We start from the raw sequence: 23,555 nt of genomic DNA, 5'->3' as shown, positions 1-23,555 counted from the left end.
TTGGACACACCGGTGGGGAAGACCGGGATCCGCGTCTGCCCCACCAAGATATGCCCTTATCAGGAGGTGCGGGAGAACACCGCGACGGTCCTTGCCGGAACGGCGAACGTGCCCGATTCCCGTTCGTACGTCGCCGACTTGACGACGGGGTCCGCTCCCGCCCGCAGGACGGGGTGCAGCTCGTACGGGGTCCCGGCGAGCGGGCCGACCCGCTGCTCGGTCGGCCGGGGCGTCGCGTTGAACACGATGACGAGATCGCCGAGTCGCATGGTGATCACGCCGGGTGTCTCGTCCTTGCCGGACAGCGGGAAGGAGAGCTTCGACTGCACCTGGCCGGCCGTGCCGAGGGAGAAGTCGCTCTCCGTCGTACGGATGCGCAGCAGGTCCCGGTACGCGTCGGACGCGTCCTGGATCTGACCACAGCCGGCCTTGACATTTCCGGCGCCCAACAGAGGCTTGGCATAGGGCCACTTGGCGGCGTTGTCCGCCGCCGGGGGCAGCCCGCGCCCGAAGCCGTTCCCGTCCGCGCAGTTCCAGTGGATGGCGTTGAACCAGTCGCCGCTGTCGTAGGAGTTGCGGTCCAGGGACTTGGAGCGCAGCAGGTCGCTGCCCGCCTGGGAGAGTGCCGGTCCCTGCGAGAGGGTCGCCGTGGCCATGGCGAGGACCTGCATACGGGCCCGGTCGGCGGCGCTCGTCGTGGCGGGCAGTTTGAAGGCGAGCGCGTCGAACAGCGACTCGTTGTCGTGCGCGTCGGCGTAGGCGAGGGCGTCGCCGGGGGCGTCCGCGTAACCGGCGGGTTGGCCGTTGTAGTCGACCTGGGCGCCGGTGACGTCCCTGCCGTCCGTGTCGGTGAAGCGGTAGGCGGCGAGGTTGCCGCTCAGGCCCACCTTGATCAGGTCCTGGTAGTGCAGGAGGCGGGCCTTCTGCTCGGCCGAAGTGCCGTTACTGGTCGATGAGTTGGGGTCCGTATAGAGCCCGGACGCGAACCCTTGAACCCCCGGGTCCTCGTCGAAGGGGCCGCCGCCGCGTACGGCGTCCCGGGCCCGGTCGGAGAAGGTCGCGATGCCTGTCCCCGTCATGTTCTTCTGGGTGGCCTGCGTGAAGCGGGCGTCGTCGGCGACCTCGCCGAAGTTCCAGCCCTCCCCGTACAGGATGATCTTTCTGCCGTCGACGCCGTCCTTCTTGAGGGTGAGCGCGTCGAGGGCCTTTCTGACCGCCAGGATGTTGGCCTTCGGGTGGTGGCCCATCAGGTCGAAGCGGAAGCCGTCGACCTTGTACTCCCTGGCCCAGGTGACGATCGAGTCGACGACGAGCTTGCCCATCATGGTGTTCTCGGGCGCGGTGTTGGCGCAGCAGGTGGAGTTGGCGACCGAGCCGTCCGCGAGCAGCCGCTGGTAGTAGCCGGGGACCACCTGGTCGAGGACGCTGGTCTTCGCCTGGCCACTGGCCGGGGTGTGGTTGTAGACGACGTCCATCACGACCCGCAGCCCGTCGCCGTTGAGCGACTTCACCAGCTGCCGGAACTCGACCGTACGCCGCGTCCCGTCCGGGTCGCTCGCGTACGAGCCCTCCGGAACGGTGTAGTGGTACGGGTCGTAGCCCCAGTTGTACGCGTCCTTCGCGGCGATCCTCGCGACGCACGCCTGCTGCTGGTCGGAGTCGGGGGCGTAGGAGGACAGGTCGCAGTCGACGGTCGCCTGGTCCGCCCGCCTCTCGGGGATGGTGGCGATGTCGAAGACGGGCAGGAGGTGCACGTACGAGGTGCCGGCCTTCGCCAGTGCGCGCAGGTGCTTCGAGCCCGCGCTGTTCCTGTCGGTGAAGGCGAGGTAGGTGCCCCTGTCCTTCGCGGGCACGGTGTCGTCGGCGACCGAGAAGTCCCGGACGTGCAGTTCCTGGATCTCGGCGTCGCGCAGGGGTACCGCCTTCGGCTTGGCGTACGTCGTCCAGCCGCGCGGGGCAAGGGACTTGTCGTCGAGGTCGACGACGAGGCTGCGCTCCGAGTCGGTGCTCAGGGCGACGGAGTAGGGGTCGGTGACACGGTTGGTGACGACCTTGGCGACGCTCGGGGCCCACACCTTCACGACGTACCGATAGGGCTTGCCCTTCCAGGACTTGGCGCCGGTGACGGACCAGACGCCGGTGGTGTCGTTCCGCTTCATGGCGACCGTGGAGCCGTCGAGGCCGAGTTCGAGCTTCACCGATTGCGCTGTGGGCGCCCAGACGGAGAGCGTGGGGCGGCCCTTGCTGAAGGTCGGTCCGAGGTGGGCCTTCGACGCGTCGGCGTAGAGATCGTCGAGTACGCCCGCGAGTTGGACGCCCGTCGCGGCCAACACAGCCCCGTTCGCCGCCCGTTGGGAGGCGACGACCTGGCCGAGCAGGGCCTCGCGGACCCGGTCGCGGTCGCGTGGGTCGACCGTCCAGGCGGTGTACGAGGCGAGGTGCGGGAACTTCGCCTTCTGCGCGTCGGTGAGGGCGGACCTGGAGAGGCGGAGCCAGCGCTCGTCGGTGCTGGTGAGAGCGCCGTCCTTCGCGGTGATCGAGCCGGTGCGGGAGGAGAGCAGTTGGGTGGAGGCGGCGCTGTCGTCGCCGTCCCAGGCGACGGTGTTCCGGTCGATCCAGATCGCCTTGGAGGTGGTCAGGTCGAGGGCCCCGGCACTGCCCGCGGGTTGTGGGAGCAGGTACTTCTCCTGGCCGTCGAGGAGCCAGACCTCGTGGCCGTTGCTCTTGAGGTCGAGGGCCTGGTCGGTGGGGAGGTCCTTCTCGTCGCCCTTGTGGAGGATGTAACTGAGGCTGGTGGCACCGGAGTTGAGCGGAACTTCGTAGACCGCCCCGTAGGCGTCGGTGCGTACCGGCGCGAGGGGCTTGGCCCAGTCGGTGGGGTTCGCGGCGCCCGACCAGACGTGCAGTCCCCAGCCGTCGTAGTCGCCGTCGGCGCGGTGGTAGTGGAGGACCGCCTTGGCCGGGTCCTGGTCGGGATAGTCGGCGGTGGGCTTCTCGGTCAGGACGGCCTCCTTGCCCTGCTCGACCCAGATCTCGCCCGTCTTCGTGACGTCGATCGAGCGGTCGACGGGGACGTCCTTGGTGCCGTCCTTGTCGATGACGAGGTAACCGACGTCGGAGGCACCGGGCTTGAGCCTGACGTAGGCGAAGGCGCCGTACGCGTCGCGCCCGACGAAGTCGTGGCCGGCCGGCCAGGTCGTGCCCTCGCCGTCGGCGAGGTCGCCCCACGCGTACAGGCGCCAGTCGGTGTAGTCGCCGTCCGCGCGCTTGTAGTGGACGATCGCGTAGTCGCGCGAGGAGGCCGTGGGGACCTCGGGGGCGGGCGGGGTGCCCGTGGTGGAGGCGGCCATGGCGCTTGCCGTGCGTCCGGCGCGGTCGACTACAACCGCCTTGTAGCGCAAGGGCGTTCCGGGGGCGGTTGCCGTGTCGATGGTCTGGGTGACCCGGTAGGGCGCGTGGTCGGCGGAGCCGAGGGTCACCCACTTGCCGTTGCCGGTCTGGGCGGCGAAGACGACGCGGTTGAGCCCGCCGCCGTCGACATCGGCGGTGATGTCGACGGTGCCGGTGGCGCCGACGGGCGGGGCGGTGAGGGTGAGGGAGGGCTTGGTGGCGGGGGCGGGGAGCTTGCCGGTGGCCTTGAGGACGATGGCGGAGCCGGGCGGGACGGTGACGGTGACTTTCGCGTCGGTGGTGCCGCTGGTCACCTTGGCGTGGGTGCCGTAGATGCCCTTGAAGGGCATGCCCGCCGAGCCGGTGGCGAAGGTCGCCGTCCGCGCCTCGGGCGCGTTGTTGAGGGCGACGACGTACTCGGTGCCGGACTTGGCGTCGGTGCGGGAGAAGGCGTAGACGCCGGGTCCTTCTCCATCGGTGGCGTAGCGCTCGGTCTGGATGCCGTCGGTGAGGGCCGGGTTGGCCTTGCGCAGCTTGGCGAGAGCACTGATCTGCCGGTAGAGCGGTGCTCTCGTGTCGTACGAGTCGCTCGCGTGGGTGCGGTCCGTGCCGAGTTCGTCGTCGTCCAGGTAGTCGGCGACACGCGAGGCGAACATCGTCTGGCGGGCGTCCTTGTCGCCGCCCGCGCCGGTGAAGCCCTGCTCGTCGCCGTAGTAGACGACCGGGTTGCCACGGCTGAGGAACATCAGCTCGTTGGCGAGCCTGTCCTTGGCGAGGAGTTCGGCGTCGCTGGCGTCAGGGTTGTCCTGCCTGAGGAAGGTCCCGATCCGGCCCATGTCGTGGTTGCCGAGGAAGGTGACCTGCTCGTAGGCGTTGGCCTTGTCGGTCGTGTACTTGTAGTCGTCGCCGAAGACCGAGGCGAGCTTGCGCGCGCTGCCGCCCTGGGAGGCGTACGCGCGGGCCGCGTCCTGGAAGGGGAAGTCGAGCGTGGAGTCCAGGCGGCCCTGGGTGACGTACGGGGAGGTAACGGAGGTGTCGGCGGAGTACACCTCACCGAACATGAAGAAGTCGTCGCGGCCGTGCCGAGCGGCGTACCTGTCCAGGGCGGTGGCCCACTGGGTCCAGAACTCCATGTTGACGTGCTTCACGGTGTCGATGCGGAAGCCGTCGATGTCGAAGTCCCGTACCCACTTCTCGTAGATCTTCTCCATCCCGGAGACGACCTCGGGACGCTCGGTCCACAGGTCGTCGAGCCCGACGAAGTCGCCGTACGTGGCGGACTCGCCGGCCCAGGTGGAGTCGCCCCGGTTGTGGTACATCGTCGGGTCGTTGAGCCAGGAGGGGACCTTGGCGTTCTGCTTCGCGGCGGGCACGACGGGTGTGCGCGGGAAGGAGTCGGCGTCGACGGCCGGGAAGGCGGTCCTTCCGTCGGCGTAGTCCGCGTCGTCGAAGGGCTCGCCGTCCTTGGTCAGGTACGGGAAGGCGCCCTTGGAAAGGTAGTCGTAGGACTTCTGCTCGTAGTCGACGACGTCGGCGGTGTGGTTGGTGATGACGTCGAAGAAGACCTTCATGCCCTTGGCGTGCGCCTTGGAGATGAGGGTCTCGAGGTCCTGGTTGGTGCCGAAGTGCGGGTCGACCTGCGTGAAGTCGGTGATCCAGTAACCGTGGTAGCCGGCCGAGGCGTCCGGTCCGGTCCCCTGCACGGGTGCGTTCTTGAAGATCGGGGCCATCCAGATGGCGGTGGTGCCGAGGCCCTTGATGTAGTCGAGCTTGCCGGTGAGGCCCTTGAGGTCGCCGCCCTGGTAGAAGCCCTTGTCGGTGGGGTCGTAGCCGGTGGCGAGACGGGAGCCGGTGAGTCCGCCTGTGTCGTTGCCCTTGTCCCCGTTGGCGAAACGGTCCGGGAGGACGAAGTAGAACTGCTCGCGGGTGGCGTCGTGCCGGGCCGGTTCGGCGGCGAGCTTCCTGTCGGACGGCGGTGGGGGCGGAGGCGGGGGCGGGGTGTCCGCCCCGGCGGCCAGGGGCTGGACGAGCGCTGCGGCCAACGCGGTCACGGTGACCGCAGCGATCCGGCCTGTACGGGTGGTACGGGCGGTACGGGTGGAACCAGTAGTACGGGTGGAACGACGTCTCGGCTGCGCCGGCCATCTCGGTATCACGGACGTGGACTCCTTGCGATCGCGGCTCTTGCGGGTCCGACCCCGCGCGACCGTATCGCCGCCGAAAGGCTTACAGCAAGGGTCCTGAAAGTAATGGAAAGAACTTTCAGCAGCTGGACTTGCCCGCGTAGATCGCGAGGGCGGTGTTGGAGCCGAGGGTCGCGGTGAACTGACCCGAACCGTTCACGGAGACCGTCGTGTTGTTCTGTACGTTGCAGTAGGTCCCGGCGGCCAGCGAGGTCTGGTAGGTCCGGCTCAGGCTGCCCGACTCGTGGTTGATGGCGACGAAGCCCTTGGAGCCCCGGCCGAAGGCGACGGCGTCGTTCCCGTTGTCCCACCAGTTGGTGACGGGCTCACCACGGGTGGCATTGCGGAAGGCGACCATGCGAAGGATCTCCGGCCAGGCGTGCTGGCACTTCCAGCCGTCCTGCCAACAGGCGTTGACAGTACCGCTGTTGGGCGGACCGGCGTCCGTGTCGGAGAACTCGTACCCGGAGTTGATGTCCGGGGCACCGTACGGGTACGCCAGCATGAAGACGTTGGCGAGCGTGTAGTTGGCGTTGTCCTTGTAGCTGAGCGTGCTGCCGTTGCGCTCGGTGTCGTGGTTGTCGACGAAGACACCGGCGACCGAGCTGCTCATGTAGCCCCAGCCCTCGCCGTAGTTCTTCAGGTAGGCGAGGTTCTCGTTGTTGAAGACCCGCTTGAGGTCGTAGGCGTAACGGAACTCCTGGACGTCACCGTTGCCCGTGTACTCGGTGGGCTGGACGGCCTCGCCGCTGCCGTAGATGACCTCCTGCTTCCAGTACGCCGAGGGGTTGTTCAGCCGCGTCTTGATGTTGGCGAGGTCGGCCGCCGGGATGTGCTTGGCAGCGTCGATCCGGAAGCCGTCGACGCCGTAGCCGAGCAGGGAGTTCATGTACCCGGCGATGGCCGAGCGGACGTACTCCTCACCGGTGTCCAGGTCCGCGAGGTGCACGAGCTCGCAGTTCTGGACGTTGGCCCGGTTGGTGTAGTCGCTGACGGTGGCCGTGCAGTCGTCGAAGTCGAAGGAGGAGTACAGGCCCGGGTAGTTGTACTTCGTGTACGACGAACCGCCGGTGCCGGTGCCGCTACCGGCGGACATGTGGTTGACGACGGTGTCGACGACGACCTTCACACCGGCCGCGTGACACGTGTTCACCATGCTCTGGAAGGCGGCGGCGTCACCGAGCCGACCCGCGATCCGGTAGCTGACGGGCTGGTACGACGTCCACCACTGCGAGCCCTGTATGTGCTCGGCGGGCGGCGAGACCTGCACGTATCCGTAGCCGGCGGGGCCGAGGGTGTTGGTGCACTCCTTGGCGACCGAGGCGAACTTCCACTCGAACAGGACGGCGGTGACGTCTTTGACGCCGGGCGGGGAGGCTTGGGCGGCGCCCGTGGGGACGGCGAGCGCGATCGACGCGCCCGCCGCGAGGGCGAGCGCGCCGGAAAGGGTTCTTCTGGCCATGTGGGGGTCCTTCTCCGTTGAAGGTCCAGGCAAGATCTGTTGCCGGTTCTTGCTGCAAGACGGCTGAAAACTTTCAACAGAGCAGAAAGTACGAGCCAACTACCGGACGGTCAACCCTGGACGCTCCCGTTCGCCAGTCATCCGGTCAGCCGATCAGCCGGTCGTCCAGGTCTGGTTGTCCCTGCCGTTGCACTCCCAGAGGACCGCGCCTGTTCCGCTCGCGCCCCCGAAGATGTCGACGCACTTCTGCGACTGGTCGGCGAGCAGTCGCGTACCGGAGAGGTGGAACCGCTGGCTGGCGTCGCCGCTGCATCCGGTCAGCTGGATCTCGGTGCGGTCGTCGGTCGCTCCTCCCTCCACGGTCATGCATTTCCCCGCCGACCGGAGGGTCCCATCGGCTCCGCTCTGCCATTGCTGCGCCGCGGAGTTGTCGCACGTGGCCTGGAACAGCTGGGTTCCCTCGGATCCGGCACCGCGGCTCAGGCACTTGCCCGAGGCGGCGACCACGAAGGCGTGGCCGGCCGGGGCGACCGAGGAGCCGGATCCGCTGTTCGCGGCGGGGTTCTCGTCCCCCGAGTCAGTGTCGGGATCCTCCTGCCCGGTCTTGGGGGTCGCCTCCTGGGACGGCTGCGCCGTGGGCGACGTGCCGCCGGAGCTCGTAGGGCTCGGCACGTCGGGAGTCGGAGAACCCGACGGTGAGGACTCCGCAGAGGTCTTCGGTGTGGCCGCGGACTTCGACGGCGTGGCGCCGCCGCCGGAGAGTGGGCCGGCCGGGAGTGAGGCTGCCGAATTCGAGGCGCCGCCGGTGGCCTTCTTCTCCGTGTCCGTGTCGAGCGACAACGCGACCGTGACCAGTACCGCCGTGACGGCCACCGCGGCCACCGCGGCCAGTTTCTTCGAACGGCCCCTGCGACCGGCAGAGCGCGGTGGTTCCGCCGCCAGGCCTGTCGCGGATGCCACGCCCGTCCTGGGCCCGGACTCCGGTTCCGGCTTTGGCTCCGCACTCCGCTCCTGGGGTCTTCGTCGCAGGTCGTCCTCGACTGTCCGGAGGAGTCGCTCGGCGTCCTCGGCCGACATTCGCTCGGTCGGTTTGGCGATGAGCAGGCCCTGGATCAGCGGGGCCAGCGGTCCGGCGCCCTGGACCTCGGGAGGCGGCTCCATGGCGATGGCGTACATCGTCTCCGTCACCGTGCCCCGGAAGAACGGCGAACGGCCCTCGACCGCCTGGAAGAGCGTCGCGCCCAGCGCCCACAGGTCGGCCTCCGGGCCCGGCTTGGCGCCGATCAGGCGCTCGGGGGCCATGAAGTCGACCGACCCCACCAGCTGGCCGGTGCGGGTGAGGGAGGAGGTCTCGGCGGCCTGGGCGATGCCGAAGTCGGTGAGAACCACCCGGCCGTCCTCGGCGAGCAGCACATTGGCCGGTTTCACGTCCCGGTGCAGGATCCCGACCCGGTGCGCCGCCCGTAACGCGGCGAGCACGCCGAGGCCGATTCTGGCCACCTCTTCGGTCGGGACCGGGCCGTGCGCCGCGACCAGGTCACCGAGGGTCGTGGAAGGCACGTACTCCATGACGACGACGGGCACGCCCTCGTCGTCAACGACGTCGTGGACGACAACGACATTGGGGTGGCTGATCCGGGCGGCGCTGCGGGCCTCACGACGGGCACGCTCGAAAAGGGTGGCAAGTTCGTCGGCGTCGAGATGCGGCTGGGGATGCAGCTTCTTGACGGCGACCTGGCGACCGAGGAGATCGTCATGGGCGCGCCACACGGTGGCCATCCCGCCCCGGCCGATACGGTCGAGCACGCGATAGCGGTCGGCTATCAGCCGTCCTTCGTCGGACACCGTGGGTTCCTCTTCTCTGTTTCAGCACCGCTCCGGCCGCCGGCCCCTCCGGGCTCCTCTGTGCGGCCGGACGCCCAACAGCCCCTCGTCTACGGCTTGTTGAGGTCGCGCCGACAATCGAAGGGGCGATCATACTTTGGCCCGGTTACACCCTTGTGCTGAAGCGGCGCGCCGCACGCGCCGCAGGTCACGTCACCCACCGCAGCAGGGCCCGCCGCCCGAACCGGACGGCGGGCCCTGCGAGTTCGACCTCAGGCAGTCGTCCACCACACCGTCGTGTCCGCCGGCAGCTTCGCCTCCGCCTGTGCCACCGTCACCTCGCCGCTCGCGGCCAGGATCTCGCCGTACGCCGGGATCGTGACCGACTCGCCGCTCGTGTTCGCGACGCACACGAACTCGCCCCGGCGGAAGGCGAGGACGCCCTGTGGTGCCCTCAGCCACTCGACGGAGTCGCCCGCGCCGAGGCCGGGGTGTTCGCGGCGGGCGGTGAGGGCGGTGCGGTACAGCTCCAGGGTGGAGCCCGGTGTCCCGGTCTGCGCCTCGACGCTCAGGTCCGCCCACTCCCCCGGCTGCGGGAGCCAGGAGCCGCCCGCGCCGAAGCCGTACGAGGATCCCTCGCGGGTCCACGGGATCGGCACCCGGCAGCCGTCGCGGAAGCCGTCCTGGCCTGCGCCCCGGAAGTACGCGGGGTCCTGGCGTACCTCGTCCGGGAGGTCGACGACGTCCGGCAGGCCCAGTTCCTCGCCCTGGTAGACGTACGCCGAGCCCGGCAGCGCCAGCATGAGCAGGGTTGCCGCGCGGGCCCTGCGCAGGCCCAGCGCGCGGTCTCCGGCGAGGCGGATCTGTGTGCCGAGGCCGGGCTCGTTGGCGAAGCGCGTCGCGTGGCGGGTCACGTCGTGGTTGGACAGGACCCAGGTCGCGGGGGCGTTCACCGGGCGCATGGCGTCCAGGGTGCGGTCGATGACGGCCTTCAGTTCGGCCGCGTCCCAATAGGTGGACAGATACTGGAAGTTGAAGGCCTGGTGGAGTTCGTCCGGGCGGACGTAGTTCGCGGTGCGCTCGATGGTCGGGGTCCAGGCCTCGGCGACGAAGATGCGCTCGCCCGCGTACTCGTCGAGGATCGTGCGCCACTGGCGGTAGATGGCGTGTACGCCGTCCTGGTCGAAGAACGGCATGACATCGTTGCCCAGCAGCTTGACCTGGTCGCGGGTTCCAAGGTCCGGGAGGCCCTCCGCCTTCACCAGGCCGTGTGCGACGTCGATACGGAAGCCGTCGACGCCCATGTCCAGCCAGAAGCGGAGGACCGAGCGGAACTCGTCCCCGACGGCCGGGTGTTCCCAGTTGAAGTCGGGCTGCTCGGGCGCGAAGAGGTGCAGGTACCAGTCGCCGGGGGTGCCGTCGGGCTCCGTGACCCGCGTCCACGCCGGGCCGCCGAACACGGACTCCCAGTCGTTGGGCGGGAGTTCGCCGCTCTCGCCCTTGCCGGGGCGGAAGTGGTAGCGGTCCCGGAGCGATGAGGCGGGGCCTTCCGCCAGCGCCCGCTTGAACCACTCGTGCTGGTCGGAGGAGTGGTTGGGGACCAGGTCGACAATGACGCGCAGGGCCAGGTCGTGGGCGTCGCGGATCAGGGCGTCGGCGTCCAGGAGGTTGCCGAACATGGGGTCCACTGCGCGGTAGTCGGCGACGTCGTAGCCGGCGTCGGCCTGCGGGGAGGCGTAGAAGGGGCTGAGCCATACGGCGTCTACGCCGAGGTCGCGCAGGTACGGGAGCCGGGAGCGGATGCCTTCCAGGTCGCCCATGCCGTCGCCGTTGCTGTCGGCGAAGCTGCGGGGGTAGACCTGGTAGATCACGGCGTCCCGCCACCAGTCACTGTGGGCGGAGACGGCGGCACCGGTGGAGGTCGGGGCCTGAGCGGTGGAGTGCTGGCTCATAACGTCCTTGCTGTGTAACGGAGTTCGGGTCATGGGGGGCTTCTGCTTGTTTGAGGCTGCGGGTGCGCTGTGGCTGGTCGCGCAGTTCCCCGCGCCCCTAAAAGACGGCGGACGCGGTGGCAGCGGGGTCGGATGGCCACCGCGTCCGCCCACCCGCGGCCCCTCAGGGGCGCGGGGAACTGCGCGGCCGGCCACGACGGAGCCGCAGACGATCGACGGCACATCGCGGCCCTGCCAGCGGAGCGTCACCCCTTCGTGCCGCCCGCTGTCAGGCCTGCCACCAGGTTTTTCTGGACCAGGTAGAAGAAGGCCGAGACGGGTATCGCGACCAGTACCGCGGTGGCGGCCATCAGGTTGCGCTGGGCGTCGTGCTCGCTCACGAAGCTCTGCAGGCCGACCGCGAAGGTGTACTTCGTGTCCGACAGCATGAACGTCGAGGCGAACGCGACCTCGCCGAAAGCGGTGATGAAGCTGTAGAACGCGGCGACCGCCAGGCCCGGTTTGGCCAGCGGCAGGATCAGCCGCGCGAAGGTGCCGAAGGGGGTCAGCCCGTCGACTCGTCCCGCCTCGTCGATCTCGAAGGGGATCGTGTCGAAGTATCCCTTGAGCAGCCAGGCGCAGTAGGGCACGGCCGTCGAGCAGTAGACGAGGATCAGGCCGAGGTAGTGGTCGATGAGTTGGAGGTCCGAGAGGATCTCGTACATCGGCACGATGAGTACGGCGATCGGGAACATCTGGGTGACCAGCAGCACCCACATGAACTTGCGGTAGCCGGGGAAGCGCATCCGCGAGACCGCGTAGCCGGTGGTCGCCGCGACCAGCACCCCGATGACCGTCGTACCGAGCGAGACGATCAGCGAACTCTTCATCCAGTCGAAGAACTTGGTGTGCTGGAGGACGAACGCGTAGTTGTCGAACGTCATCTTGCCCCAGATGCCCCCCGGGTGGAGGTAGTCGTCCTTGTCGGGGCCGAGGGAGAGGTAGAGCAGCCAGGCGATCGGGAACAACGCGATCAGGCTCGCGGCGGTCAGGACGCCGTGGGAGGCGAGGGTGGCGACGAGGCCGCGTCGGGATGACTTCTGGACTGTCATGGCACTCATGGGTTCGGGGGCTCCTGCCTCTGTTGCCTCAGATCGCGAGCTGCTGCTCATTGCGGTTCAGCCAGCGGCGGTAGAAGGAGGTGAAGACGATCAGGATGGCCAGCAGCAGCATGCCGTAGGCCGCCGACTGCGCGAAGTCGCGCGGCTGTTGGCCGAAGCCGAGGTAGTAGGCCCAGGTGACGAGGATCTGCGCGTCGGGTGCGGTGGTGCCGAACAGCAGGAAGATCACGGCGAACTGGTTGAACGTCCAGATGACGCCGAGGAGTACGACGGTCGAGCTGACGGAGCGCAGGCCGGGGAGGGTGACGTACCAGAACCTCTGCCAGGCGTTCGCGCCGTCCATGTCCGCCGCCTCGTACAGCGTGGCGTCGATGGACTGGAGGCCGCCGAGCAGCGAGACCATCATGAACGGCACCCCGCACCAGGTGTTGACCATGATCGCGGCGAACCGCTGCCAGAAGGTGTCCTCCAGCCACAGCGGTGACGGCAGGTGCACGGCGTCGAGCATCGTGTTGATGATGCCGCCGTCGGCGAGCATGAACCGCCAGCCGAAGACGGTGACGAAGGTGGGCACGGCCCACGGCAGGACCAGGATCAGCCGGTAGAGGGTGCGCCCGCGCAGCTTCTGGTTGAGGAGCAGGGCGAGTCCGAGGCCGATGGTGTAGTGGAGGGCCACGCAGGCCACGGTCCAGACGATCGTCCAGATGAAGTGCGACCAGAAACGGTCGTACGCGGTGTCGCCCCACAGGATGTCGGCGTAATTGTCGAAGCCGATGAACTTGTAGGTGGCGTCGATGTGGTTGACGCCGATCGTGCGGGCCGAGTTGAGGCTGTTGGCGTCCGTGAGCGTCAGATAGAGGCCGCGCACGAGCGGGTAGAGCACGAGCCCGCCGAGCACGACGACCACGGGCGCGATCATCGCGTACGCGTACCAGTACTTCTGGTAGGCGTGCCTGAGACGATCAAGCCGTCCGGGGCGCTGCCCGGGCTCACCGCGGCGCTTGCCGGTCGCGCGGTCGATGGCGACTGTCATGTTTCGACACCTTCTGGAAGATCCTGGAACATCCGGGCGTACGGCGGACAGGCCGATGACCGCCGAAACTGTCCCCCGGGTTCCACTGGGCAGTTCCGGCGGCCATTCGGGGTCACTTGCTGAAGTCCGGGACCAGCTTGGCGATCGCGGTCTCCGCGTTGCTCAGGCCCTTGTCGAGGGACTCCTTGCCGCCCGCGATCTGGCCGAGCTCGGTGTCGAGCGGGGTCCACAGGGAGCTGTACTCGGGCAGCGCCGGGCGGGGCTGGGCCGCGGGCAGGACGCCCTGGTAGCCGGCGAGGCCCGGGTCGGCCTTGACCTCGGCCGTGTAGGCGTCGTCCCGGGTGGGCAGCGTCGAGTTCTTCAGGGCGATCTGCGTCTGGGACTTCGCGGAGGTCATGAAGTTGACGAACTTCAGGGCCGCCTTCTGGTGCGCGGCGTCCGCGCCGGCGTACACGGAGAGGTTGTGGCCGCCGGTCGGGGCGCCCGCCTTGCCGGTGGAACCGGCCGGGACGGTGGCGATGCCGAGGTTGGCCTTGTCCTTGAACGCGGAGCCCTTGTAGAAGTTGGTGATCTCCCACGGGCCCTGGATGATCGCGGCGACCTTGCCGTTGACGAACGCGTCCTGGATGTGGGCGTAGGCGTCGGCGGTGGTGTCGGCCTTGTGCAGGCCCTTGCCGTCGAAGAGGCCGAGCCAGGTGCCGTAGGCCTTCTTGGCGGCGGGCGAGTTGACGGTGATCTTCTTGGCGGCGGCGTCGACGGTGTCGGTGCCCTCGCCGTAGAGGAAGCTCTGCGCGTAGTAGGCCTGGGTGGAGCCCCAGTAGCCGTCAACGCCGGTCCTGGTCTTGATGGTGGCGGCGGCCGTCTTCAGGTCGGCCCAGGTCTTGGGCGCGTCGGTGAGGCCGGCCTTCGCGAAGAGCGCCTTGTTGTAGACCAGCGCGAGGGTGTCGGTGACGATCGGGACGCCGTACGTCTTGCCGTCGAACTTGGCCTGTTCGATCAGGCTGGGCTGGAACTTGGCCTCGTCGGTGAGGGCCTCGGTGCCGTCGAGCGGCAGCAGGAAGCCCTTCTTGGCGAAGGCGGGGGTCCAGCCGACCTCGGAGCGCAGGACGTCCGGGGCGCCGGAGGCACCGGCGGCGGTGTCGAACTTGTTCTGCGCCTGGTCGAAGGGGACGTTGACGTACTTGACCTTGATGTCCTTGTTGGCGGCCTCGAACTCCTTGACCAGGGCCTGGTACGTCGGCGCCTCGTTGGTGGCGTTGGAGGTGTCCCACCAGGTGATGGTGACCGGACCGTCGGCCTTGTCGCCGCTGTCGTCTCCGCCGCAGGCCGTCGCCGCGAGGGCGAGGGACGCCACCAGCGCGGTGGCCGCTATGCCACGCCGCATGAGTTCTCCTTGAGGGTGAAAGCCCGTGTACTGGCGGAAACGGGCCCGTCCGCCGTCTCCGCCGACTTGCCGGCCGCGCCGTTGCCGCCGCCGGGCGACGTGAACGTAACAGCCATGCAAGCGCAACGAAAGACCTTGCAGCAAAAAAGTGCAAGAACCGGTGACAGTTACCCCGCCGTGACCCGTGGCCCGCTTCCCGAAGGTCTGCTGATCGCCTGTTCTGCCGGTGTCCAGCGGGATCCGGGCCGGTTGTGCAAGACTCTGCAAGCTCTTGCCATACAGGGCACGGCAGACCTCAGGGAGCGCCATGACGCAGCAACCCGCGGCGGCGAGCGGCCGTCCCGGCCGTCCGGCGGGCCGTTCGACGGCCCGCACCGGGCGGCCGTCCGGTGGGCAAGGCGGGGGCCGGCCGGTACAGTCCAGCCCTGTGACCACACGGCTTGCCGATATCGCCGCCCAGGCGGGGGTGAGCGAAGCGACGGTCAGCCGGGTCCTGAACGGGAAGCCGGGTGTCGCCGCCACCACCCGCCAGACCGTGCTCGCCGCCCTCGACGTCCTGGGCTACGAGCGCCCGGTCAGGCTGCGCCAGCGCAGCGAGGGCCTGGTGGGCCTGATCACCCCGGAGCTGGAGAACCCCATCTTCCCGGCCTTGGCGCAGGTCATAGGCCAGGCCCTGACCCGGCAGGGCTACACCCCGGTCCTGGCCACCCAGACGCCCGGCGGCTCCACCGAGGACGAGCTGACGGAGATGCTCGTCGACCGTGGCGTGGCCGGCATCATCTTCGTCTCCGGGCTGCACGCGGACACCTCCGCCGACATGCAGCGCTACGAGCAACTGCGCGCCCAGGGTGTGCCATTCGTGCTCGTGGACGGCTTCTCGCCGAAGGTGCAGGCGCCGTTCATCTCGCCCGACGACCGCGCGGCGATGCATCTCGCGGTCACGCATCTCGTCTCGCTGGGCCACACCCGGATCGGTCTCGCGCTCGGCCCGAAGCGTTTCGTGCCGGTGCAGCGCAAGATCGAGGGTTTCGTGCGGACGATGCAGGATCTGCTGGGGCTGACCGCGCAGGACGTCGAGACGCGGTTCGTGCAGCACTCGCTGTACACCCTGGAGGGCGGCCAGGCGGCGGCCCTGGCGCTCATCGAGCGGGACTGCACGGCGGTGGTGTGCGCGAGCGACATGATGGCGCTGGGCGCGATACGGGCGGCCCGGCAGCGCGGTCTCGAGGTCCCCCGGGACGTCTCGGTCGTGGGTTTCGACGACTCCCCGCTGATCGCCTTCACCGACCCGCCCCTCACCACGATCCGCAAGCCGGTCCCGGCGATGGGCCAGGCCGCCGTACGCACGCTCCTCGAGGAGATCGGCGGTACGCCCGCCCCGCACAGCGAGTTCGTGTTCATGCCGGAACTGGTCGTTCGGGGTTCGACGGCCTCGGCCCCTGGGGAACGTACTCGTCCCTAGGGTGGAGATTGCCCCGGTTCCCCTGACGTAGGACGTGCGGGCCGGACGGTCCCAGGGGATGATCTGGGAGGGGACCGTATCTGGCAGACTCTGTGTCCATGGGTGAAACGACCGTGACGACAAGGGAAGGCCACGACCGGGCCGTACCGCACTCCGTCACGGACGTGACGGCGGAGGGGAACGGCCACGTGGTCAAGGGACTCCTGCGCCGGGCGCGGGCCCCGCGTCGGCCGCGGCTGTGGTTCGAAATCCTTCTGATCGCGATCAGTTACTGGACGTACTCGCTGATCCGCAACGCGGTGCCGGAGCAGAAGGCCGAGGCGCTGCGCAACGCGGACTGGCTGTGGAAGACCGAGCACACCCTGGGCATCGCCGTCGAGGAGTCCGTCAACCACACGATCAACTCGGTGACTTGGCTGATCGTGGGCATGAACTACTACTACGCCACACTGCACTTCGTCGTCACTCTTGGTGTTCTGGTGTGGCTCTACCGTAGTCACCCGGGCCGTTACGCCGCGACGCGTCTGACCCTCTTCGCGACCACCGCGGTGGCTCTGGTCGGTTACTACCTGTATCCGCTGGCTCCGCCCCGGCTGATGAACGGCGGCGACTTCGTCGACACGGTGATGGTCCACCACACGTGGGGTTCGATGGCCTCCGGCGACCTCAAGCACATGTCGAACCAGTACGCGGCGATGCCGTCGATGCACATCGGCTGGTCCACCTGGTGCGGTCTGACGATCTTCGCGCTCGCCAGTGTGCCGTGGGTGCGTGTGCTGGGGCTTCTCTACCCGGTGGCCACCCTGGTGGTGATCGTCGCCACCGCCAACCACTTCTGGCTGGACGCGGTGGGCGGCCTGATGTGTCTGTCCTTCGGCTTCATGGTGGCCCGCCTCTGGTACGGCAAGCTCCCGTACGCCCTGCCGAAACTGGTCCCCGTCCGGGGGCAGGGCGGGCCGTTGCTCCCCGTCAAACCCTAGGCAGGGTCGGGGAGCGCCGGGCCAGGGGTTCCTACACCGACGTCGCCCCGTAGAACAGCGTCTCCACGACCCCTCGGGCCCGCCGGGTGGTCCTCCGGTACGCGTCGATCATGTCGCCGACATGCCCAGGCCCGTACCCCAGGTAACGGCCCACGGCGCCCAGCTCGCGCCCGTCCGAGGGGAAGGTGTCCCCGGCCCGGCCGCGCACCAGCATCACGGCGTTGCGCACCCGGGTGGCCAGGACCCACGCCTCGTCGAGTATGGCCGCGTCCTCCGCGGAGATCAGTTCGGCGGCGCAGGCGGCGGCGAGGGCCTCGCGGGTACGGGTCGTCCGCAGCCCGGGTTGGGCCCACCCGTGCCGCAGTTGCAGCAGCTGGACGGTCCACTCCACGTCCGACAGGCCGCCCCGGCCGAGCTTGGTGTGCAGGGTCGGATCGGCGCCCCGGGGCATCCGCTCCGACTCCATACGCGCCTTCAGGCGCCGGATCTCGCGCGCCGCCTCGTCGCCGAGGCCCTGCTCCGGGTAGCGCAGCGGGTCGATCAGCTCGATGAAGCGGCTGCCCAACTCCTCGTCCCCGGCGACGACTTCGGCCCGCAGCAGCGCCTGTGACTCCCAACCGAGGGACCAGCGGCGGTAGTACGCCTCGTACGAGGTCAGGGTGCGGACCATCGGGCCCGACTTGCCCTCCGGTCGCAGATCCGCGTCGATGAGCAACGGCGGGTCGGCGCTGGGGGCTTGGAGCAGCCGCCGCATCTCGGAGACGACGGCGTTCGCGGCCTTGGTGGCCTCGTGCTCGTCGACGCCCTCGCGGGGTTCGTGGACGAACAGGACGTCTGCGTCGGAGCCGTAGCCCAGTTCGTGTCCGCCGAAGCGGCCCATGCCGATCACCGTGAACCGGGTGGGCAGGGTGTCCCCCCAGCCGTCCCGTACGACCGCTCGCAGTGTCCCGGCGAGGGTGGCCGCCGTGAGGTCGGAGATCGCGGCGCCGACGCGGTCCACCAGGGCGCCCTGGTCGGGTTCGGCGGGCGACTGCTCGGTGCCGTAGGAGTGGACGATGTCGGCGGCGGCCGTACGGAACAGCTCGCGCCGGCGGACACCGCGGGCGGCGTACACGCCCTGTTCGCCGGTGTCGGCGCGGCCGACGGCGGCCAGTATCTCCTGCTCCAGGTGGGCGCGTTCGCGTGGCGCGAGCCCGCCTCCGTCGCCGTCGCCGAGCAGCGCGACGGCCTCCGGGGCCCGCATCAGCAGGTCGGGGGCGAGGCGCCCTGCGGACAGGACGCGGGCGAGGTTCTCGGCGGCGGCGCCTTCGTCCCTCAACAGCCGTAGGTACCAGGGGGTTCGGCCCAGCGCGTCCGACACCTTGCGGAAGTTGAGCAGCCCCGCGTCCGGGTCGGCGGAGTCGGCGAACCAGCCCAACAGGACGGGCAGCAGGGTCCGTTGGATGGCCGCCTTGCGGCTCACCCCGCTGGCCAGCGCCTCCAGGTGCCTGAGGGCCGCGGCCGGATCGGCGTACCCGAGCGCGACGAGCCGCTCCCTTGCCGCGACCGTGCTCAACCGGCTTTCGCCGGGCGCGAGTTGGGCGACGGCGTCGAGCAGCGGCCGGTAGAAGAGCTTCTCGTGCAGCCGCCGTACGACGGACGCGTGCCGTTTCCACTCGCGGTTCAGTTCGGCCACCGGATCGGTGCGCAGCCCCAGCGAGCGCCCGATGCGCCGCAGGTCCGCCTGATCCTCGGGGACGAGGTGGGTACGGCGCAGCCGGAACAGCTGGATGCGGTGTTCCATGGACCGCAGGAAGCGGTAGGCGTCGTCGAGCTGCACGGCGTCGGCGCGACCGACGTACCCGCCGGCGGCGAGGGCGCCCAGGGCGTCCAGGGTGGTGCCGCTGCGCAGGGAGGTGTCGGCGCGCCCGTGCACCAACTGGAGCAGCTGGACGGCGAATTCGACGTCGCGCAGGCCGCCCGGCCCGAGCTTCAGCTCCCTCTCCACCTCGGCGAGGGGAATGTTCTCGACCACGCGCCGGCGCATCTTCTGCACGTCGACGACGAAGTTGTCGCGCTCGGCGGCGTGCCAGACGAGCGGGGCGAGCGCGGCGACGTACGCCTCGCCCAGTTCGACGTCACCGGCGACCGGGCGGGCCTTGAGCAGGGCCTGGAACTCCCAGGTCTTGGCCCAGCGCTGGTAGTAGGCGAGATGGCTGCTGAGGGTGCGGACCAGTGGCCCGTTGCGGCCTTCGGGGCGCAGGTTGGCGTCGACGGGCCAGATGCTGCCCTCGACGGTGGTCTCGGAGCAGATCCGCATGAGGTGCGAGGCGAGGCGGGTGGCGGCCTGCAGTGCCTTTCCCTCGTCGGCCCCGTCGGCGGCCTCGCCGACGAAGATGACGTCGACGTCGGAGACGTAGTTGAGCTCGTGGCCGCCGCACTTGCCCATGGCGATGACGGCGAGCCGGCACTGTGCGGCGTCGCCGGGTGCGGCGGCCCTGGCGATGGCGAGGGCGGCGCGCAGGGTCGCGGTGGCGAGGTCGGCCAGCTCGGCGGCGGTCTCGGCGACGTCGGTGGTGCCGCACACGTCGCGGGCGGCGATGGACAGCAGGCAGCGGCGGTAGGCGACGCGCAGCGACACGGTGTCGGTGGCCTCGGCGAGCCCCCGCTCGAACTCCTCCACCCCGGGGTGGAGATCCCGGGGCTCGTACATGACGAAGGCGTGCCAGTCGCGGGGATGCCGGATCAGGTGGTCGCCGAGGGCGGCGGAGGCGCCGAGCACCCCGAGCAGCCGGTCGCGCAGCGGTTTGGCCGCTATCACGGTGTCGAGCAGCTCGTGCCGGGCGGTGCGGCCGTCCTGCGCCTCGACGAGCCGGACCAGGCCGAGCAGGGCGAGGTCCGGGTCGGCGGTCGCGCCCAGTGCGTCGAGCAGCACCGGGTCGTCCCGCAGGGGCGCGAGTTCGACGCTGTCGAGGAGCCGCTCGGCGGCGGAGGGGTCGGTGAAGCCGTGCCGCAGCAGCCGCGTGAAGGTACTGCTCCTGCGCCCCGGCGCCATCATCCTGGGCCTTCCCGTCGGACCATCGGATCAAGGTCGTAACCCCACGAGCGTAACCGGAGTGGCGGCGGGAAGCGCCGGACGGAGCTGGAGTGATGTCCGCGCTGGTCGGAACGGGGGCTTCCGCCGCCGCTGTGGTCGTTTCGGTGGCGGCGGGCCCGGTTTTCGGCTTCGGTGAGGGAGGTCGTTCCGTGAAGCCGATCTGGAGGACAAGCGATGCAGTACACGCTCGAAGTGATCCCGCTGCCCGTGACCGACATCGACCGGGCCCGTGACTTCTACCGCGACAAGGCCGGTTTCCACGTCGACATCGACCAGGAGGTGATGCCCGGGATGCGGATCGTCCAGCTCACGCCACCGGGCTCGGGCTGTTCGATCGCGCTGGGCGACACCATCTGGGAGACGATGGACGGCCCGACGCCGGCGCCGGGCTCGTACCAGGGCCTCCAGCTGTGCGTCGCCGACATCAAGGCGGCCCACGCCGAGCTGCTCGAACGCGGTCTGGAGGTGTCGGACCCGATGCGGTACTCGCCGGACGACGGCGCCACGTTCATGTACTTCAAGGACCCGGACGGCAACGGCTGGGCAATCCAGGAATACCGCCAACGAGCAGAGAAACCCCTACACGCCCTCCTGACCGAAATGTCCGCAAGCTGAAACGCAGGCCAACACCCGCGCCCCGTTAAGGGGCGCGGGGAACTGCGCGAAAAGCCCCCACCGACCCGCGCTGGAATCACGGCCCCAAGCGGAGCGCTACAGCACAGGCAGACTCTTGCGCAGCTCGAACGCCGTCACCTCGGAGCGGTACTCCTCCCACTCCTGCCGCTTGTTGCGCAAGAAGAAGTCGAACACATGTTCGCCGAGCGTCTCGGCGACCAGCTCGCTGCGCTCCATGAGCGTGAGCGCCTCGCCCAGGTTCTGCGGAAGCGGCTCGATGCCCATCGCGCGGCGCTCCGCGTCCGAGAGGGCCCACACGTCGTCGTCGGCGCCCGGCGGCAGCTCGTAGCCCTCCTCGATGCCCTTGAGGCCGGCGGCCAGCAGGACGGCGTACGCCAGGTAGGGGTTCACGCCCGAGTCCAGCGAGCGGACCTCGATGCGCGCCGAGCCCGTCTTGCCGGGCTTGTACATCGGGACGCGGACCAGGGCCGAGCGGTTGTTGTGACCCCAGCAGATGTACGAGGGGGCCTCGCCGCCGGCGCCCGCAGTGCGCTCCGAGCCGCCCCAGATGCGCTTGTAGGAGTTCACCCACTGGTTGGTGACCGCGGCGATCTCGGCGGCGTGCTTCAGCAGGCCCGCGATGAAGGACCGGCCGACCTTGGAGAGCTGGTACTCCGAGCCGGACTCGTAGAACGCGTTGCGGTCGCCCTCGAAGAGGGAGAGGTGGGTGTGCATACCGCTGCCGGGGTGCTCGCTGAACGGCTTCGGCATGAACGTGGCGTGGACGCCCTGCTCGAGCGCCACCTGCTTCATGACCAGGCGGAACGTCATGATGTTGTCCGCCGTGGAGAGCGCGTCGGCGTACCGCAGGTCGATCTCCTGCTGGCCGGGGGCGCCCTCGTGGTGGGAGAACTCGACCGAGATGCCCATGGACTCCAGCATGGTGATCGCCTGGCGGCGGAAGTCCTGGCCGACGTGGGTCGGGGTGTGGTCGAAGTAGCCGGAGTTGTCGGCCGGGGTCGGACGGGTGCCGTCCAGCGGCTTTTCCTTCAGGAGGAAGAACTCGATCTCCGGGTGGGTGTAGAAGGTGAAGCCCAGGTCGGAGCCACGGGTGAGGGCGCGCTTGAGGACGTAGCGCGGGTCCGCGAAGGACGGCGAGCCGTCCGGCATCAGGATGTCGCAGAACATCCGGGCGGTGCCGGGGGCCTCCGCGCGCCACGGGAGGATCTGGAACGTCGACGGGTCCGGCTTGGCGATCATGTCGGATTCGTATACGCGAGCGAATCCCTCGATCGCGGAGCCGTCGAACCCGATGCCCTCGTCGAAGGCCTGCTCCAGCTCCGCCGGGGCCACGGCCACGGACTTGAGGAAGCCCAGCACGTCCGTGAACCACAGCCGGACGAACCGGATGTCACGCTCCTCCAGTGTCCGGAGCACGAACTCCTGCTGCTTGTCCATCTTCCGCTTCCCCATCCTTGCTGGTCAGGCCGCCTGTCTCCCGCACCACAGGAAGGCGGTCGGGCACCTGAGCATGACACCACAAAAGCATTTCGTGCGCGTTGCGCACCTTGATCGTCCGACCGACGCCACAGTGAACGCCTCGCGTACGGCGGGTGTCATGCTCTGTCCCTCATCTTGCCTGCTCCCGGCGACATCCGTAATGGGTGATCCCTGACCGGAACCGTTGCGGACGGTCACGGATTACGATCAGTGGCCACGGATTACGATCAGAGACCGGTACGACCGACCGGCAACCGACCGCCCCTTTCCCCAGAAGGATCGATCCCATGGGTTCCGCCAAGAAGAGCGCCAAAGACAGTGGCAGCGCGGCGCGCAAGGCGCGCATAGAGGAGATGCGGCGCGCCGAGCGCTCGCGTGAGCGCCGGAACCGGATCCTCACGATCGGTGTGAGCGTCGCCATAGTGGCCGGCCTGGTCGTCGGTGCGACGGTCCTCGTGCGCTCGCAGTCCGACGACAGCGACACCGCGGCGACCGACTCCAAGGGCGCGGGCAAGTTCGTCACCGGCGCGGACGGTGTGAAGACCTGGGACAAGAAGCTCACCCAGAACCACGTCACCAAGACCGTGAACTACCCGATGGAGCCCCCGGTCGGCGGTGACCACAACCCGGTCTGGATGAACTGCAACGGTGACGTCTACGACAAGGCGATCAGCAACATGAACGCCGTGCACTCGCTGGAGCACGGAGCCGTGTGGGTGACGTACAACAGCAAGGCGTCGAAGGCCGACATCGACGCGCTCGCGGCCAAGGTGAAGAAGACGCCGTACACGCTGATGAGCCCGGACGACAAGCAGGCCGACCCGATCATGCTGTCCGCCTGGGGCAAGCAGCGCACGGTGACGAGCGCCAAGGACCCGAACGTGGACAAGTTCTTCGAGGAGTTCGTCCAGGGCAAGCAGACCCCCGAGCCGGGTGCCGCCTGCACGAACGGGCTGTCACAGTGAGGCGGGCGCCCTGGATCGCCGGCGCTGCCGCCACGGCGCTCGTCGCGGCCGGCGCGATCACCTACGCGGTCGCCGACGGCGACGACTCGGGGATGAAGGCGCCCTCCGCCGACTCGGCGGACGCGGGCTTCGCCCGTGACATGGCGGTCCATCATCAGCAGGCCGTCGAGATGTCGTACATCGTGCGCGACCGGACGGGCAACGAGGAGATCCGGCGGCTCGCGTACGACATCTCACAGACGCAGGCCAACCAGCGCGGCATGCTGCTGGGCTGGCTCGACCTGTGGGAGCTGCCGAAGGTGTCCTCTCAGGCGCCCATGGGCTGGATGGACATGGCGGGCATGGCCGACGGCAAGGACGGCGCGCTGATGCCCGGCATGGCGACCAACACCGAGATGACCAAGCTCGGCAAGCTCAGCGGCAAGCAGGCGGAGATCTTCTACCTCCAGCTGATGACCAAGCACCACCAGGGCGGTATCCACATGGCGCAGGGGTGCGTGGACCGGTGCGAGGTGGGCGTGGAGAAGCGGCTCGCGCAGGGCATGGTCAACGCGCAGGAGTCGGAGATCTCCCTGATGGCGGGGATGCTGAAGGAGCGCGGCGCGACGGCGAGTTGATGGATTTGTCGA

At 69.1% G+C, this 23,555-nt stretch carries 14 protein-coding genes; 5 read left to right on the top strand and 9 right to left on the bottom strand.

Annotated elements, in window-relative coordinates:
* Positions 1–59: 59 nt before the first annotated feature.
* From pulA to ABZ855_RS24245, 7 genes are all read right to left on the bottom strand, one after another.
* Positions 60–5,441, bottom strand: a complete 5,382-nt coding sequence (gene pulA, locus ABZ855_RS24275; RefSeq protein ID WP_360810126.1) for a pullulanase-type alpha-1,6-glucosidase — start codon at positions 5,439–5,441, stop codon at positions 60–62.
* A 211-nt stretch (positions 5,442–5,652) separates the two neighbouring features.
* On the bottom strand, positions 5,653–7,035 hold the full coding sequence (locus tag ABZ855_RS24270) for an alpha-amylase family protein (protein WP_360810046.1): 1,383 nt from the start codon (positions 7,033–7,035) through the stop codon (positions 5,653–5,655).
* A gap of 153 nt (positions 7,036–7,188) precedes the next feature.
* Positions 7,189–8,880: a protein kinase gene (locus ABZ855_RS24265; RefSeq protein WP_360810044.1), complete on the bottom strand. Its 1,692-nt coding sequence runs from the start codon at positions 8,878–8,880 to the stop codon at positions 7,189–7,191.
* A 251-nt stretch (positions 8,881–9,131) separates the two neighbouring features.
* Positions 9,132–10,811, bottom strand: a complete 1,680-nt coding sequence (locus ABZ855_RS24260; RefSeq protein WP_360810042.1) for a glycoside hydrolase family 13 protein — start codon at positions 10,809–10,811, stop codon at positions 9,132–9,134.
* Between the two features lie 245 nt (positions 10,812–11,056).
* Positions 11,057–11,911, bottom strand: a complete 855-nt coding sequence (locus ABZ855_RS24255) for an ABC transporter permease subunit (RefSeq protein WP_360810040.1) — start codon at positions 11,909–11,911, stop codon at positions 11,057–11,059.
* Between the two features lie 28 nt (positions 11,912–11,939).
* Positions 11,940–12,944, bottom strand: a complete 1,005-nt coding sequence (locus tag ABZ855_RS24250) for a sugar ABC transporter permease (protein WP_360810038.1) — start codon at positions 12,942–12,944, stop codon at positions 11,940–11,942.
* Positions 12,945–13,056: 112 nt separating this feature from the next.
* Positions 13,057–14,328, bottom strand: coding sequence for an extracellular solute-binding protein (locus ABZ855_RS24245; RefSeq protein ID WP_360810036.1), 1,272 nt, complete (start codon positions 14,326–14,328; stop codon positions 13,057–13,059).
* Between the two features lie 427 nt (positions 14,329–14,755).
* Between ABZ855_RS24245 and ABZ855_RS24240 the strand changes: the two genes are divergently transcribed.
* Together ABZ855_RS24240 and ABZ855_RS24235 are read left to right on the top strand one after the other, a co-directional pair.
* On the top strand, positions 14,756–15,790 hold the full coding sequence (locus tag ABZ855_RS24240) for a LacI family DNA-binding transcriptional regulator (RefSeq protein ID WP_319205477.1): 1,035 nt from the start codon (positions 14,756–14,758) through the stop codon (positions 15,788–15,790).
* Between the two features lie 98 nt (positions 15,791–15,888).
* On the top strand, positions 15,889–16,770 hold the full coding sequence (locus ABZ855_RS24235; RefSeq protein ID WP_360810034.1) for a phosphatase PAP2 family protein: 882 nt from the start codon (positions 15,889–15,891) through the stop codon (positions 16,768–16,770).
* Between the two features lie 31 nt (positions 16,771–16,801).
* On the opposite strand, the gene ABZ855_RS24230 is transcribed toward ABZ855_RS24235, so the two are convergent.
* A complete protein-coding gene (locus ABZ855_RS24230) occupies positions 16,802–19,807 on the bottom strand; it encodes a bifunctional [glutamine synthetase] adenylyltransferase/[glutamine synthetase]-adenylyl-L-tyrosine phosphorylase (protein WP_360810032.1) in 3,006 nt (1,001 codons plus the stop codon).
* Between the two features lie 213 nt (positions 19,808–20,020).
* Between ABZ855_RS24230 and ABZ855_RS24225 the strand changes: the two genes are divergently transcribed.
* Complete coding sequence (locus tag ABZ855_RS24225; RefSeq protein WP_360810030.1) at positions 20,021–20,461, top strand: VOC family protein; 441 nt, start codon at positions 20,021–20,023, stop codon at positions 20,459–20,461.
* 96 nt (positions 20,462–20,557) lie between these two features.
* Here ABZ855_RS24225 and ABZ855_RS24220 read toward each other — a convergent pair whose 3' ends face one another.
* Entirely contained in the window at positions 20,558–21,919 is a 1,362-nt protein-coding gene (locus tag ABZ855_RS24220; RefSeq protein ID WP_319205467.1) for a glutamine synthetase family protein, read from the bottom strand.
* 329 nt (positions 21,920–22,248) lie between these two features.
* On the opposite strand from ABZ855_RS24220, the gene ABZ855_RS24215 reads away from it, so the two are divergent.
* On the top strand, positions 22,249–22,926 hold the full coding sequence (locus ABZ855_RS24215; protein WP_360810028.1) for a DUF3105 domain-containing protein: 678 nt from the start codon (positions 22,249–22,251) through the stop codon (positions 22,924–22,926).
* Positions 22,923–23,543 (top strand): DUF305 domain-containing protein, encoded by a 621-nt coding sequence (locus tag ABZ855_RS24210; protein ID WP_360810026.1) that lies wholly within the window; start codon positions 22,923–22,925, stop codon positions 23,541–23,543. Before ABZ855_RS24215 ends, ABZ855_RS24210 begins: the two co-directional genes overlap by 4 nt.
* The last annotated feature ends 12 nt before the right edge of the window (positions 23,544–23,555 follow it).

Source organism: Streptomyces sp. NPDC047042, assembly GCF_040644035.1.
GTDB lineage: Bacteria > Actinomycetota > Actinomycetes > Streptomycetales > Streptomycetaceae > Streptomyces.
Note: the sequence above shows the minus strand (reverse complement) of the source record. Positions and strands in the feature narration are given on the sequence as shown.

What these genes read in the sequence shown, in the direction of transcription:
- ABZ855_RS24260 (WP_360810042.1), bottom strand. Translation starts at nt 10,811, where the DNA reads ATGAGCCAGCACTCCACCGCTCAGGCCCCGACCTCCACCGGTGCCGCC.
- ABZ855_RS24220 (WP_319205467.1), bottom strand. Translation starts at nt 21,919, where the DNA reads ATGGACAAGCAGCAGGAGTTCGTGCTCCGGACACTGGAGGAGCGTGAC.
- ABZ855_RS24270 (WP_360810046.1), bottom strand. Translation starts at nt 7,035, where the DNA reads ATGGCCAGAAGAACCCTTTCCGGCGCGCTCGCCCTCGCGGCGGGCGCG.
- ABZ855_RS24215 (WP_360810028.1), top strand. Translation starts at nt 22,249, where the DNA reads ATGGGTTCCGCCAAGAAGAGCGCCAAAGACAGTGGCAGCGCGGCGCGC.
- ABZ855_RS24235 (WP_360810034.1), top strand. Translation starts at nt 15,889, where the DNA reads ATGGGTGAAACGACCGTGACGACAAGGGAAGGCCACGACCGGGCCGTA.
- ABZ855_RS24225 (WP_360810030.1), top strand. Translation starts at nt 20,021, where the DNA reads ATGCAGTACACGCTCGAAGTGATCCCGCTGCCCGTGACCGACATCGAC.
- ABZ855_RS24230 (WP_360810032.1), bottom strand. Translation starts at nt 19,807, where the DNA reads ATGATGGCGCCGGGGCGCAGGAGCAGTACCTTCACGCGGCTGCTGCGG.
- ABZ855_RS24245 (WP_360810036.1), bottom strand. Translation starts at nt 14,328, where the DNA reads ATGCGGCGTGGCATAGCGGCCACCGCGCTGGTGGCGTCCCTCGCCCTC.
- ABZ855_RS24255 (WP_360810040.1), bottom strand. Translation starts at nt 11,911, where the DNA reads ATGAGTGCCATGACAGTCCAGAAGTCATCCCGACGCGGCCTCGTCGCC.
- ABZ855_RS24250 (WP_360810038.1), bottom strand. Translation starts at nt 12,944, where the DNA reads ATGACAGTCGCCATCGACCGCGCGACCGGCAAGCGCCGCGGTGAGCCC.